The sequence below is a fragment of the Thioclava arctica genome (genome assembly GCF_040892615.1).
GTDB classification, from domain to species: domain Bacteria; phylum Pseudomonadota; class Alphaproteobacteria; order Rhodobacterales; family Rhodobacteraceae; genus Thioclava; species Thioclava arctica.
Genome location: NZ_JBFRYC010000001.1, coordinates 466,901 through 481,417, shown reverse-complemented (window position 1 = coordinate 481,417; position 14,517 = coordinate 466,901). Strand labels below are relative to the sequence as shown.

The 14,517-nt window shown below is 62.9% G+C and carries 9 protein-coding genes, 1 tRNA gene and 1 pseudogene; 3 read left to right on the top strand and 8 right to left on the bottom strand.

The annotated features are described in order from the left end of the window. Nucleotides 1-5 precede the first annotated feature (5 nt). Nucleotides 6-1,034, bottom strand: coding sequence for an endonuclease/exonuclease/phosphatase family protein (locus tag AB4874_RS02460; protein WP_368390804.1), 1,029 nt, complete (start codon nucleotides 1,032-1,034; stop codon nucleotides 6-8). Then, the gene (locus AB4874_RS02455; RefSeq protein ID WP_368390803.1) at nucleotides 1,034-1,732 is read right to left on the bottom strand and encodes a TerB family tellurite resistance protein; all 699 of its coding nucleotides are present in this window, start codon (nucleotides 1,730-1,732) and stop codon (nucleotides 1,034-1,036) included. The genes AB4874_RS02460 and AB4874_RS02455 overlap by 1 nt, the downstream gene beginning before the upstream one ends. Nucleotides 1,733-1,994: 262 nt before the next feature. On the opposite strand from AB4874_RS02455, the gene recJ reads away from it, so the two are divergent. Continuing rightward, a complete protein-coding gene (gene recJ, locus AB4874_RS02450; RefSeq protein ID WP_368390802.1) occupies nucleotides 1,995-3,737 on the top strand; it encodes a single-stranded-DNA-specific exonuclease RecJ in 1,743 nt (580 codons plus the stop codon). 145 nt (nucleotides 3,738-3,882) lie between these two features. Next, nucleotides 3,883-3,957, top strand: a tRNA-Glu gene (locus AB4874_RS02445). 106 nt (nucleotides 3,958-4,063) lie between these two features. Here the strand turns inward: AB4874_RS02445 and AB4874_RS02440 are convergent. From AB4874_RS02440 to ggt, 5 genes are all read right to left on the bottom strand, one after another. After that, nucleotides 4,064-5,590, bottom strand: a complete 1,527-nt coding sequence (locus tag AB4874_RS02440) for a tripartite tricarboxylate transporter permease (RefSeq protein ID WP_368390801.1) — start codon at nucleotides 5,588-5,590, stop codon at nucleotides 4,064-4,066. After that, nucleotides 5,587-6,033 (bottom strand): tripartite tricarboxylate transporter TctB family protein, encoded by a 447-nt coding sequence (locus tag AB4874_RS02435; RefSeq protein WP_368390800.1) that lies wholly within the window; start codon nucleotides 6,031-6,033, stop codon nucleotides 5,587-5,589. The genes AB4874_RS02440 and AB4874_RS02435 overlap by 4 nt, the downstream gene beginning before the upstream one ends. A 3-nt stretch (nucleotides 6,034-6,036) precedes the next feature. After that, complete coding sequence (locus tag AB4874_RS02430; RefSeq protein WP_368390799.1) at nucleotides 6,037-7,014, bottom strand: Bug family tripartite tricarboxylate transporter substrate binding protein; 978 nt, start codon at nucleotides 7,012-7,014, stop codon at nucleotides 6,037-6,039. A gap of 201 nt (nucleotides 7,015-7,215) precedes the next feature. After that, nucleotides 7,216-9,087 carry a heavy metal translocating P-type ATPase gene (locus AB4874_RS02425; protein ID WP_368390798.1) on the bottom strand — a complete coding sequence of 624 codons (1,872 nt, stop codon included), beginning with the start codon at nucleotides 9,085-9,087 and terminating at the stop codon, nucleotides 7,216-7,218. Nucleotides 9,088-9,340: 253 nt separating this feature from the next. Beyond that, complete coding sequence (gene ggt, locus AB4874_RS02420; RefSeq protein WP_368390797.1) at nucleotides 9,341-11,101, bottom strand: gamma-glutamyltransferase; 1,761 nt, start codon at nucleotides 11,099-11,101, stop codon at nucleotides 9,341-9,343. 230 nt (nucleotides 11,102-11,331) lie between these two features. Between ggt and AB4874_RS02415 the strand changes: the two are divergent. Continuing rightward, a pseudogene (locus tag AB4874_RS02415) lies at nucleotides 11,332-12,167 on the top strand (IS5 family transposase). Nucleotides 12,168-12,506: 339 nt separating this feature from the next. On the opposite strand, the gene AB4874_RS02410 reads toward AB4874_RS02415, so the two are convergent. Beyond that, nucleotides 12,507-14,483 (bottom strand): AsmA family protein, encoded by a 1,977-nt coding sequence (locus AB4874_RS02410; RefSeq protein WP_368390796.1) that lies wholly within the window; start codon nucleotides 14,481-14,483, stop codon nucleotides 12,507-12,509. Nucleotides 14,484-14,517: the final 34 nt, after the last annotated feature.

Genomic DNA, 14,517 nt, shown 5'->3' with positions numbered 1-14,517 from the left:
AAAAATCACGCCTCTTCGACAGGGCCGAACTGCAAATCGACCGAGACGGGAAAATGATCCGAAGCTTGCAGCAACGCCTCGCGCAATTCGGGCACGCGATAGATTGCCGGGTCGTCAAACGGGTGCCAAATGCGCCACGCTGACGCCTGCGCCACCAGATCAGGTGAGAGCATCACGAAATCCAGCATCGCCGAGAAATACTGTTTCTGCTCAACCAGATAGAAACGCGCAGAACTGGGCGCGGCAGAGGTTTGATGGGCGGCACTCAGGCGCGCGTGCGGGTCGTGCAAGCGCCACGCCTCCGGCCCGCCCTCGCCCGCCACGATTTCCACGCCCGAGCGTCCAAACAGCTTTTCATATTCATCCAGCCCCGGACCGTCGTTGAAATCGCCCAGCACAACAAGGCTATCGCCCGCGCGCAGATGCTCTTCGATGCGACCGCGCAGCCAAATTGATTGCGCCAACTGCTTTCGCCGGTTCTCGATGCCGATCCGGATCGCGGCCTCGCGGCTGGTCACACCATGGGGCCCCTTGGATTTGATATGCACCCCGATCAGATGAATCACGCGACCTGCAATTGTTTCCAATCTCACCTCAAGTGGCGGCTTGGAAAAGGTCACCGTGTCCATTTGCGCATCAATATCGAGGTCGATTTTCAGCACACCATCAAAGCGCGGCCAAGCCTCGCTTTGCCCCGGATCATGGCGTGCGCGCACCACATCCGGGTCATAGAGCAACGCAACTTCCTGCTGTGTGTCATTGGAAAACCCGATCAGCGCCTTGCGCTGGCGCAGCTCGAATTTCGCCGCGAACTCTTCGAGCATCGCGACCGTCTTGTGGCGGCGATTGTCGTCAGGTGCCTCGACGATGAGCAGCACATCGGCCTGCAAAGCGCTCAGCACGATGCCAATCGCCCCGATCTGCTCGGCACGCGTCACACTATAGCGCGCCGACCATTCGCCATCCTCCAACAAATGACCGTTGCGGTCGAACAGGTTGGTGAACCACTCGATATTCCAGGTGGCCACCCGCATCAGGGATGCGCCGCAGAATCGCGGATTTCTTCCCACGCGGCATTGAGTGCAATCAAGCGTTGTTCGGCCAGTTGCACAGCCTCGGGCGGCAGGCCACGGGCAATCGCGCGATCGGGATGGGCCTCGCGCACCTTGGCGCTCCAAATCTTGCGCACCTCGGCAATCGGCGTGCCGGGCGCCACTTCAAGTACCGACCACGGATCAGGCGCGGAATCGGGCACGAAAGCGGCCTTCATCGCGCGAAAACAGCACTCTTCCAGCCCGAAAATCCGCGCGACTTCGTGCAAGAACGCATCCTCGCCCTCATGGTAATCGCCATCGGCCATCGCAATAAAGAACAGCCCCTCGAGCACATCTTTAAGCACATCCGCGCCGGGCCCGAACATCCGCGCGATCTTGCGCGCATAGGCGTCAAAGCCCGCCACATCGGTGCGCGCCATGTCAAAGACGCGCGCCGCGTTGACCTCTTCGCCCGCCGGAATCTGAAAGATGCGCCGGAACGCGGCGACCTCATCGCGGGTGACCTGCCCATCGGCCTTGGCCATCTTGGCCCCCAGCGCAATCACCGCGATGGTGAAGGCAACCGAGCGTTCTGGCGGTTCGCGCAGGTTGTCAAAGACACTCGAAAGCCCCTCGCCCCGCCCAAGGGCGGACAAGGCTTGCGCGATACGCGACCAAAGTGAAAGTGGTTTATCCATACCATCCCAGATCTGACTCTGCGCAGCAAAGTTTACCCTGCGCGTTTCGGATTTGCACCCGTTCAAATACGCAGCCGGATTACAACGCTGTAATGTCGATAAAAGGACGCTCTGGGATAGATTACGATGCCCGAGTGTCTCAAAACATCGAAAAATGGATATTTATGGCGCACGGATATCCCGTCATGCCCGCGCCTTTCGCATGCCAAGCCGCACTCTGCGCCCTCTGGCGGGGACGCCTGCATTTGGCTATGAACACTGCATGAGCAGTTTTCTCTCCGTTGATCATTCATTGAGCGGGCGGCGTTGGGTTGGTCCCACCCCCGAGACCGACCGTCTTGCCGAGGCGATGGCGCAAACCACCCGCCTGCCGCTGCCGCTTGCACGCATCCTTGTGGCGCGTGGCGTCAGCCCGCAGGAGGCCGAGGGGTTCCTTGAGCCGACCCTGCGCGACCTGCTGCCCGACCCGCGCAGCCTCAAGGATATGGAGCGCGCCGCGACGCGGTTTCTCGCAGCGATAAATGCGCATGAAAACATCGCCATTTTTGCCGATTACGATGTGGATGGCGGTTCGTCGGCGGCGCTTTTGATCCATTGGTTACGCGGCATGGGCCGCCAAGCGACGCTGTATATTCCCGACCGGATTGACGAGGGCTATGGCCCCAACGAGCCCGCGATGGAGGCCTTGGCGCGCGATCATTCGCTGATCGTCTGCGTCGATTGCGGCACGCTTAGCCACGGACCGGTTGCGGCCGCCAAACCCGCCGATGTGATCATTCTCGACCACCACTTAGGCGGCGAGCCCCTGCCCGACGCGCTGGCCTGCGTGAACCCCAATCGGCTCGATGAAACCGGCGATCTGGGGCATCTTTGTGCCGCCTCGGTGGTGTTCTTGATGTTGGTCGAGGCCAATCGCCAATTGCGCGCGCAGGATGTGCAGGGCCCGCCCCTGATGGCGCTGCTTGATCTGGTGGCGCTGGCGACGGTGGCCGATGTCGCGCCACTGCAGGGCTGCAACCGCGCGCTGGTGCGCCAAGGGCTCAAAGTTATGGCGCGGCGCGAACGCCCCGGCCTTGTGGCGCTGTGTGATGTCGCCCGGTTGGATCGCGCGCCAAGCGCCTATTCGTTGGGCTTCGTGCTGGGGCCGCGGATCAATGCGGGCGGGCGGATCGGTGCCGCCGATTTGGGCGCGCGGCTTTTGGCCACGGATGATCCCAACGAAGCGCTGGCTCTGGCGGAGCGGCTTGATGTGCTCAACTCGGAACGTCGCGAGGTTGAGAACGCGGTGCGCGCCTCGGCGCTGGTTCAGGCCGAGCAACGCGGGTTGGACGGGCCGCTCGTTTGGGCGGCGGGTGAAGGCTGGCATCCCGGCGTGGTCGGCATCGTGGCCGCGCGGCTCAAAGAGGCCAGCAACCGCCCCGCCGTGGTGATCGGGCTGGAGGGCGGCATTGGCAAAGGCTCGGCGCGCTCGATCAATGGCGTCGATATTGGCGCGGCCATTCAACGCGTCGCCGCCGAAGGGTTACTGCTCAAGGGCGGTGGACATCGCATGGCCGCCGGGCTGACTGTTGAAGAGGGCAAACTGGAGGCCGCGATGGCGCGCCTGTCCGAGTTGCTGGCCAAGCAAGGGGCTGGAACGCAGGGCCCGCGCGATTTGCGACTTGATGGGCTGTTGATGCCCGGCGCCGCAACCCCGCAACTGATCGAGGATATCGACCGCGCCGGCCCCTTCGGCCAAGGCGCGCCCGCCCCGCGATTTGCCTTTGCCAATATGGAAATCGTCTCGCCACGTCCGATCGGCGAAAGCCATCTGCGTTTCATGTTTGGCGATGGGATGGGCGCACGAATCGAGGCGATAAACTTTGGCGCGTTCGACGGCCCGCTTGGCCCCGCGCTCAGCGAACGCGGCGCACAGCGCTTTCATCTGGCTGGTCGTCTTGAGATCAATTCCTGGGGCGGGCGCAACAAGGTGCAGCTGCGTCTTGAAGATGCAGCGCGCGCCTGAAGCCGCTGTTTTCACACCGCATTCGGCGCGGATTCGATCTCGATGCGAAAGATTCGCAAAAACATCAAAAACCCCCTTGCGAGTCACCAAGCTCTGGCCTAAACACCGCCCACGCTGACAAGCCAAGCGCTTGATCGTCGTAAGTGGCCCGTTCGTCTATCGGTTAGGACGCCAGGTTTTCAACCTGGAAAGAGGGGTTCGATTCCCCTACGGGCTGCCACTTTTCTGATAAATCCCATGAAATTAAGACCCTGCGCGAACGCGTCAGGATTGGTCCACGACTTGCTACGTTGTGGGTTTTGTTCGATTCCCGTGACTTGTGGCGCCTACTCGGCCTCGCCATTGACCGACGCGGCCCGATCTGGCCCGCGCGATTTGCGCCGGATGGCTTGCAGGAGCGACATTGCCAATAGGGCCGCCGTGGCCAGCACGAAAGCGGCCGCGATGGGGCGGTGCAGGAACACCATCGGATCGCCGCGCGAGATCAGAAGGGCGCGGCGCAGATTGGTCTCGATCAGCGGCCCCAGCACGAAGCCAAGCAATAGCAACGCCGGGTTGAACCGCGCCAGCGACAGCGCGTAGCCGATGGCCCCAATCAGCGCGACCGCGAAGATGTCAAAGCTCGATCCGCGCACCGAATAGACGCCGAGGCAGACAAAAATCAGAATCGCCGGATAGAGCCAGCGAAACGGGATGCGCAGCATCGACACCCAGATGCCGATCAGCGGCAAGTTCAGCACCAATAACAGCAGGTTGCCGATCCCGAAGCTCGCGATCAGCCCCCAGAACATGTCGGGGCGCTCTGCCAGCATCAGGGGACCGGGTTGCACGCCGTGAATGACCAGCGCGCCCAGCATCAACGCCATGATCGGATCGCCCGGAATGCCCAGCGTGAGTGTTGGGACAAAGGCGCTGATCGCAGCGGCGTTATTGGCGGCTTCGGGGCCTGCAACGCCCTCGATCGCTCCTTTGCCGAACCGTTCGGGGTGGCGCGAGATGCGGCGCTCGGCGGCATAGGCGAGAAACGACGAGATCGTCGAGCCGGTGCCCGGAAGCGCGCCGAAGAAGCTGCCTAGGCTTGCGCCGCGCAGCGCCGGAAAGGGAATGCGGCGCAGCTCGGCCCGGCTGGGCAGCAACTCGCGCAGCGCGATGCGGCGCGGCACGCCGGTGCGTTCGGCGACGTGGATATTGGCAATCACCTCGGCCACGCCAAACAGCCCCATCGCCAGCGCCACAAGGTTCACACCGTCCATCAGCTCGGTCTGCCCAAAGGTAAATCGCTGCTCGCCCGAGTTCACATCGGTGCCAACGCAGCCCAAAATCAGCCCCAGCACCACCATCGCAAAGCCTTTGGCCGGGTGCTTGGCACCGATGGTCGAGGCGGCAACCAGCCCCAGCAGCATCATCGCGGCATAATCCGCCGCGCCAAAAGCCGTGGCCGCGCGCGACAAGATGCCCGACAGCAAGATCAACACGAAGATGCCAAAGAACGAGCCCAGAAAACTTGAGATCATCGAGGTGAACAGCGCAACACCCGCGCGCCCCTGCTGCGCCAGCGGATAGCCATCCAGCGTGGTCACCGCCGATTGCGGCGTGCCCGGCAGCCGCAGCAGGATCGAGGCCACCGCGCCGCCATATTGCGAGCCGTAATAGACCCCCGCCAGCATAATCAGCGCCGCCTCCGGGCTGAGGTAATAGGTGATCGGCAGCAAAAGCGAGATCGTGGCCATCGCACCGATCCCCGGCAAGACGCCCACGAACGTGCCCAGCACCACGCCCAGCACGCAATAGATCAGCACGCCCGGTTGCAGCGCAACGCTCAAGCCATGCAGAAAGCCGTCCCAGCCGCTCATGCTTGCCCCGGCCAAAGCGGGACCGTCATTTTCAGTCCGAAATGAAACACCACGACCGACAGCACGGTGATGCCCAGCGCCAAAGCCAGCCGCCAGCCGACCCGGCGATCAGGCGCGGCGATCGAGGCGATAAGAACGCTCGCCAGCGTCACCGGCACCAGCCCCACAGGTTCCAGCCCTGCCGCGAAAACAAGGATCGCGGCGAGAACGGCGCCGGCCTCTTTCCACGCGATGCGCCCCCGATGGCCTGCGCGCGCCCAAGCGGGCAGCGCGATCATCAGCCCCAGCACCGCCAGCACGCCGCCCAGAATTGCCGGAAAGAACCCCGGCCCCATCCGGCGCAGCGAGCCGATATCGTAATGGCCAACAGCATAGAGGGCGACAAACAGGCCGATCGCGGCAAGAAGAATGCCGCTCGCCAGATCGTGGATATCGTGCTTCATCGATCAGTTTTTCGCGTCGATCCGGTCCAGCACGGCCCCCCAGATCTTGGTGTCTTGCGCAATCCGCTGTTGCAGATCCTCGGGCGTGCCCCCCGCCGCCTGCCAGCCCATATCCTCAAGACGCTTTTGCACCGCCCCATCCGCGAGGATCGTATTGATATCGGTGTTGAGCGTTTTGATGATCGCCGGATCGGTTCCGGTGGGGGCAATGAAGGCGTTCCACAATTCCGCCCGGAAATCGGCGGGCAGCCCGGCCTGCCCGGCCATCACCGGCACACCGGGGGCTTGGGCAAAGGGCTTTTGCGAGGTGATCCCGAGGATCTTCAGCGTGCCCGCCTTGACATATTGCATCGCCGCCGAGGGGGCCATGAAACCGGCGTCGATCTCATGACCGATGATCGCGGTGGTGACCTGAGCATACGAGGTAAAGGGCACGTGCAGCATCTCGACGCCCGCGCGATCCGAGAACAGTTCAGCCGTCAGATGCGCGCCAGATCCCTTGCCGACCGAGCCATAGCTAAGCGCCTCTGGCTCTTTGCCCGCAGCGGCGATGAAACCCGCCAGATCGCTGGCCGGGAAATCCGCCGCCACGACCAGCACCAGCGGCGAGGTGGCGACCAGCACGATGGGCATGATGTCGGTCGCGACGTCATAGCCCAGATTCGGCATCAGGCGCGGCGCGGTCGTCATCGGCCCGTTGATCGTGGTGCCAAACGTGTAGTCCTTGTCCTTGGCGTTCAGCATCTGCTGAATACCGATCACACCGCCCGCGCCGGGTTTATTCTCGATCACGATCGGCTGGCCCAAAGCGGTGGCGAGAGGGTCCGTCACGATCCGCGCCAACAAGTCCGGCGAGGAGCCCGCAGGAAAGCCCACGAAGGTGCGCAGCGGCTTGGTGGGCCATGCGGCTTGTGCGAAAGCAGGCTTGCAAAGCGTAAGGGCGGCCGCCCCCATAAAGGCCGCGCGGCGCGTGATGGTCATGGCTGTCTTCCCCCGGATGTGTCGTGCATCAAAGCACTGTCATCGCGCAAGATTGCGGAAACACTTCCCCTTGGCAAGGGTCGCGCAATTCGACGCGCGAAATCGCCGCGCGCAGGCCTGACCGTGGTCGGATCGTCATGCGCAGAGCGTGATCGACGCCTTCACCCCACTTGAGAGCAGCCCCATCAGACCAACGCAAGACTATTGGCCTTGGGCGCTCTGCCCGGATCGGTTGGGCACGATCCTGAGCGCGCGCAAGGCGTTCAAGATGACGGCGACGTCGATCAGTTCTTGCAAGAGCGCACCTTCAACCGGCGTCAGATAGCCAAACGCCGCCGCGATCATGCCCAGCACCGAAAGCCCGATCCCGACCACGACACTTTGCAGCGCGATCTGGCGCGCGCGCTGCGCAATCTCGACCCCCGCCAACAGGCGGTCGAGATGGTCAACCAGCAAGACGATATCCGCCGCCTCCGCCGAGGCCGCAGTCCCACGCGCGCCCATCGCCACGCCAATATCGGCGGCGGCCAAAGCGGGCGCGTCGTTCACGCCATCGCCGACCATCATGACCGGGCCGTTCTTGCGCTCGCTTAGCACCAGCAAGACCTTTTGATCCGGGGTCAGCTCGGCGCGCACGCCCTCCAGCCCAAGCCCCTTTGTCACCGCCGCGGCCACCGCTTGGCGATCACCGGTGGCCAGCAAGACGCGCCCGATCCCGAGCGCGCGCAGCCCCGCCAGCAGATCCCCCGTGCCTGCGCGCAGCGCATCGGCCATCACCAGATGCCCCACCGCTTTGCCGTCAACCGCCAGCGACACGACCACCGACCCGGCCTCGATAATCGTGCGCTCCAGCGCCGGGGCTCCGGTCTGCGTGGCGACAAACGCAGCGCCACCCACCACAACCGCACGGCCGTCAACGGTTCCGGCCACGCCTTCGCCCGGTGTCTCAAGCACGTTTTGCGGGATCGGCAGTTCTGCCCCGCGTGCATGGGCCGCAGCAACGATTGCCTGCGCGATCGGATGTTTCGAGGCCTGATCGAGCGCGGCTGCGAAATACAAAACTTCGTCTTCAGACAGCTCCCCCGACGCCTCGATGGACACGATTTGCGGGCGCCCGTCGGTCAGTGTTCCCGTCTTATCAAGGATCAGCGTCTTGATCCGCGCCAGCGCCTCAAGCGGCTTGGCCCCTTTGATCAACACGCCGAAATGCGCCGCCCGCGACAGCCCCGCGACAAGTGCCACCGGAACCGCAAGGATCAGCGGGCAAGGCGTTGCGACCACCAGAACGGCCACCGCACGGATCGGATCGCCCGTCAACCACCACGCCGCCGTCGCCAGCACCACTGTGACGATCAGGAACAGCAGCGAATAGCGATCCGCCAGACGTGCCATCGGAGCCTTTGAGGCTTGCGCGGCCTCAACCAGCCGGACAATCCCGGCATAGGTGCTATCCGCCGCCCGCCGCGTGACCCGCAGATCAAACGCATCGCCCGCATTGGTGGCCCCACTCATGATCTCTTGCCCGCGCTGCATCCGCACCGGCATCGACTCGCCCGTCAGCGCGGACTGGTCCAGCATCGCCCACTCTGTCGCAAGCGTGCCATCGACAGGCACCGCGTCGCCCTGCCGGATCAGCAACAGGTCATCCGGCACGATCTCGTCCAGAGGCACGTCGTCCAGCGCGCCTTCGCGGTGTCGCGTGGCGCTGCGTGGCACGCGCGCGAGCAGATCGCTCATCTCGCGGCGGGCCCGGCCTTCGGCAAAGCTTTCGAGGTACGTGCCCCCGGAATACATCAGCGCCACCACCGCCGCCGCCAGTTCCTCGCCAAACAGCAGCGCTGCAGACATCGACAGCGCGGCCACAATGTCGAGCCCAACCTCACCCTTGGCCAAAGACTGCGCTATCTCGACCACAAGGCCGATCAGCACGGGCACGACAGCGCCCCACCAAATCAGCGTCGCCAGATCGGGTTTGCCCGCAAACATGACCCCCAAACCCGCGAACAGCCCGAGAGCCGCGATGACCAACAGGGCCGTTTTCAAACGGTCTTGCAACTGAGCCGGTTTCTTCATGGGCTTCCTTTTTCGGGCTTTCTTGGGAAGGTTAAGCCAGCACTGACATCATATGACAGGTCTTTCATATGTCATCCGCCCTGTTTCTGTCGCGCAAGAAAGATCGGCCTGTCTTTAGCCCTCAGAAATACCGGACCCCGGCAAGAGCCAGCGCGAATTCAATCGCGCCCTTGCAGACATCGCATTTTCGGGCATCGCGCCAAAATTCTGCAGCCGGGCCAAAGCTTTGAACAGCGATGTTCCCGCCGCGCGTTTAATACCCTTTCGCCAGACCAGAGGGTCGACGGTTGTCATTTGCCCCCTCCAGCAGCCCGGTCGCGGGATTGGCCAAGATCGCCTCATCCGCGCCCCAAGGCGAGCGCTCTTTGAACGTATAGCCCATCGTCTCTAGCGCGGATTGCGTCTTGCGCGTCAGATAGCCGGGCTCGACAGAAACCAGATCGGGCAACCACTGATGATGGACACGCGGCGCATCGACGGCTTGCTGCATGTTCATCCCGAAATCGACCACGTTCAGGATGCTTTCGAGCACAGTCGAGATGATGGTCGAGCCGCCGGGGCTGCCAGTCACCATGAACAGCTTGCCATCCTTGAGCACAATCGTGGGCGTCATTGAACTCAGCGGGCGCTTGCCGGGCGCGACTGCATTGGTCTTGCCCTGCACCAGACCAAAGGCGTTGGGCACACCCGGTTTGGCGGTGAAATCATCCATCTCATTGTTAAGGAAAAACCCGGTATCGCCCGCGATCTTGCCGGTCCCGAAAAAGAAGTTGAGCGTGTAGGTCACGGCCACCGCATTGCCCTTGGCGTCCACGATGGAATAATGCGTCGTGTGCTGCCCCTCATTCGCCCCCAGACTGCCCGTGATCTGCGAGGACGGCGTGGCGCGATCTGGCTGGATCGTAGCGCGCAGGCCGGCGGCATGTTCGGGCGAGATCAGCGTTTCAACCGGGTTTTTCACGAAGGCCGGGTCGCCCAGATAGGTGTTGCGATCCGCAAAAGCACGCCGCTCGGCCTCGACCAACGCATGGGTGACCTCGCCAGAGGCATAGCCCCATTTCGCGAAAGGATAGGGTTTGATGATCTGTATGATCTCACACACCGTGGTGCCGCCAGAACTGGGCGGCGGGGCCGAAACGACCTGATAGCCGCGATAGTCACAGCTGACAGGTGCGCTCCAGGGGGCGGTGTATTGGGCGAAATCCTGCATCGTGAACAGCCCGCCCCCCGCCTGACTGGCGGCCACGATCGCCTTCGCAATCGGGCCGTCGTAAAACGCCTTGCGCCCTTGGTCTGAGATCAGCTCCAGCGTCTTGGCAAGCTCGGGCTGCTTAAGCCGCTCGCCCGCGACATAAGGCGTGCCATCGGGATGCAGAAAGGTTTTCGCGACATTGGGCTGGCTGGCAAATAGCTTGGTGCGCAGCTCCATCAATTTCACATCCGCCGCGTTGAGCACAAACCCGTCGCGCGCCAGCTTGATCGCCGGGGCCATCACCTGCGCGCGCGTCATCGTACCATATTTAGCCCGCGCCTCTTCCATCCCCATCACGGTGCCCGGCACGCCCGTTGCGAGCCACGAATCCCGGCTCAGCTTGGGGTCGGCATTGCCCTGTGCATCCAGAAACATATCCGCCGTCGCCGCCAACGGCGCCTTTTCGCGAAAATCGAGAAACAGGTTTTGGCCATCGGCCAGATGAACGGTCATGAAGCCGCCCCCGCCAAGATTGCCGCAACACGGATGCACCACCGCCAGCGCGTAGCCCACCGCGACCGCCGCATCCACCGCATTGCCCCCGCCCTGCAGGATATCGACGCCAATATCGGTGGCCAGATGCTGCGCCGTGACCACCATCGCATGTTTGGCCGTCACCGGTTGAGCGGCCGCAATCTTGGCGCGGCTCGCACCGACCACGCCGAGATCGGGCAAGGCCGAGGCGGCACTGCCTTGGGTGTCAGCAAAGACCGGAGATGCAAGCAGAAGACAGGCGGAGAAAAGGGCGACAGCGCGGCGCATGGGCAAGGCTCCTTGATGGCGTTCAGTCTTGCGCCAATCAGATAGAGCGGATCGCGAGCTTGAACAGCCGCCTATGCGCCCAGATCATGGACCAACGCCGCAAGCCCCTCCATGCGTCGCCCCCCTCGCCCACAATTTTGAACCCAAAGATTTCGCAATCCTCCTAGGGTCTGGACCCATTGATTTCAGGCTCGCTGCGTGAATCACGACGCCGCAAACGGAGCAGTGCCGTGTCTGATCTTTTCTGGTTGAGCGATGCGCAGATGGCGCGTCTTGAGCCCTACTTCCCCAAGCCCCATGGCAAGCCACGGGTCGATGACCGCAGAGTATTGAGTGGAATTATATTCATCAATCGCAATGGGTTACGTTGGCGAGATGCGCCTGCGGAATACGGCCCGCACAAGACGCTATATAACCGCTGGAAGCGATGGAGTGAAAAGGGCGTTTTTGCCCGGATCATGGCCGGCCTCGCAGCGGAGCACCGCGAGGAGAAGACCGTCATGATTGACGCGACCTACCTCAAGGCCCACCGAACAGCGGCCAGTATGGGCGCGAAAAAGGGGGGCGTGGCCGTCTGATTGGCCGAACCAAGGGCGGGATGAACCACTGCCCGGCAGGGCATTGCGCAGCAATGGCCCGAGAGGGACAAAACTGCATGCCATCTGCGACAGCCAGGGGCGCCCGCTCAACCTGTTCGTGACCGCAGGGCCCCCTCTCGGCGATGCTTGCGTCGCCTGCCGGGCAGCGGGTCAGTGATTATATCGGAGCGCGGGCATTGCTTAGCAGCCTGCCAAACGTGGATTGGTTACTCGGAGATCGCGGCTATAACGCCGATTGGTTCAAAGAAGCGTTTGAAGACAAATGGATAGGCGCCTGTATCCCTGGCCGAAAGCAACGCAATACGCCCGTGAAATACGACAAGCGCCGCTACAAACGACGCAACCGCATCGAGATCATGTTCGGTCGGCTCAAGGACTGGCGGCGCGTCGCAACCCGATACGACAGATGCCCAAAAGTCTTCCTCTCGGCCATCGCCCTCGCGGCAACCGTCATCTACTGGCTTTGAACCTCAATGAGCCAGATCCTAGTGCGACCGACCAAGCCCATCGCGCCAAAACAAAGAAAGACCGACAGCAAAATAAGGGCGACGACGCTGGCAATTTGTGCCCGCGGCAAGAAGCTGCCGGCTTTCGGATACCCCTGCCACAAGACGGCTTCGGTCGCTTCAAGATAGCGCAGAAGACGCGGATCCAGCTCCGGCCTTTGACTGGGTGCCAACGCCACCGCCCCCTCGCATACCCATCCCAAAACACTGCGCGGCCCGTGCCTGCCTTTCACGCCAAAACGTCTCGAAAGATGCGTGGGCTGGGCACGACAGGCCTGAACCGGCCCTGCCTGCAACGCATTACTTGAACAGTTTCAAAAGCCCCTTCTTGGCCTCGTCTTCCAGCTTTTGACGCACGGCGTCTTGCGCACTCTGGCCGTCTTGAGGCGTGATCCCAAGCTTCTTGGCAACCTCGGACTTAGCCCTGTTTTCAAGGTCTTTCTTGGCCGCATCGACCTTGTCGCCGGTGATCGCATTCATATCGAGGCCGAATTTCGGCTTGGCCCAGGGTCCGGTGATTGTCAGCGGCACCTGCACGCCGCCGCTGCCATCAGCCTTGCTCAGCGCGGTGGGTGTCAGCGTGTAATTCAGCGTCTGCGCGCCGACATTCACCTGCCCCTTGCCAGCCGCGCTTAGCAGCGGTGCCTTGAGCGCTAGGTCATCATTGCTCAGCACCCCTTTATCAATGGTGAAGCTGGCACTGATCTGATCAAAGATCGTCTTCGCCCCCTCGCCCACATAGTTCAGGTTCAGCGTGCGCAGCATGCCCACCAAATCAAGCCCCTGCAACGCGCCCTTTCCCAGCGTGAAATTGCCCGAGCCCGACAGCGAGCGCGCCAGCGCCGCCTCGCTATTGCCCGAGGCCAGCAGCTTTACCGTCACATCGGCCTCGGAATCGAGGCGCTTGTAATCGGCCAGATCGCTGAGAAGCGGCTCTAATGAAACGCCTTTGGCCACCAGATTAGCCGCCACTGACAGCCCGCCGCGCGCATTGGCCACCACCTGCCCCGAGATGTCGCCGCCATAGGCCGACACTTGGCGCAGATCGGCCACTGCGCGGCCATTTTCCAGCGTGATCTGCGCGCGGGTCTGGCCCAGCTTACTCACCCCAAGGTCGATCGAGGGGGCGTTCAGCGTGATCTGCGCGTCCGCCATGTGCAAGGCGCTCAGGTCAATGGGCGCGGTTGACCAGCCGCTGGCCGCTTTGGTGCCAGAGCCCGTGCCTCCACCTCCGCCGCCCCCGTTTGATGCCGCCAGCGCGGACAGGTTCAGCGCATCCGCATCAATCTGCGCAGTGATCTTGGGCTTGCCCTTGGGAAATGTCAGAGCGCCCGCCACGCGCATCGCATTGCTATCGAGCGTAATCTGACCTCCCGTCAGGTCTAGCGCTCCGTTTGGCGAGAGCGTCACATCCCCCTTGGCGGTGATACTGTCATGGCCCAACCCTTGGGGCAGATCAGATATCGACTGGCCAACAAGGGCCGCCAGCGCCGCTGGATTTTTGAGAGTAGCGACCAGTTTGCCCTGCGCAGCCAGTGGCGACGTGCCCAGATTGCCCTTAAACGCCACGTTTGAAGCCCCTACCCCAACCGTCACATCCGCTGGCACCGCCTTGCCCGTCAAGCCCGCCGCAAACTGCGCCAGCGTGCCCGTCAGGGTCATCGGCTGGCCATTGAGTTCGGCCTTGAGGTTGAAATTGGCCGGGCCGGTATAGGACGGGATTTCCAGCGTCGCGTCGATCTTGGACAGGGCGATGCGCTGGCCCGTCGCTTGGTCGATCCAAGTCAGCGACCCATCGCTGATGATACCCTGATCCAAGCTGAAAGCCTGCCTCACGCTGCCCGCGCTCGGGACCTTCTTCCCGGCGGGGTCGGTGCTGGCGGGCTTGGCCGGGGGGGTAAATTCCCAATTGCCCGTGCCATCTTTGCGCCGCTCAAGCAGGATCTGGGGCGCCAGCAGCTTGACCTTGGAGACGCGGATCTCCCCGCCAAACAGCACCGCAGGCTCAACCCCGATTTCGACCTCTTTGGCAGACAGCATCGGCCCGTCCTTGGCCCAAGACGCATTGGCGATTTCCACCGGCCCCATGCGCACCCCCAACTGCGGCCATAGCGTTGCATGAACCGCGCCCGTCAGAGTCATTTTGCGCCCGGTCGCGGCCTCAAACTGGGTCTCGGCAATCTGGGCGATCTTTTTCGACGGGATCAGCAGCAGCGCCCCCCCGGCCGTCAGTGCAAGCAGCAAGATAAGAGCAATGGCGCGAACGATCCAACGCATGGGGCCTCCGGGGATTTGGCGTTTGGCATTGGCC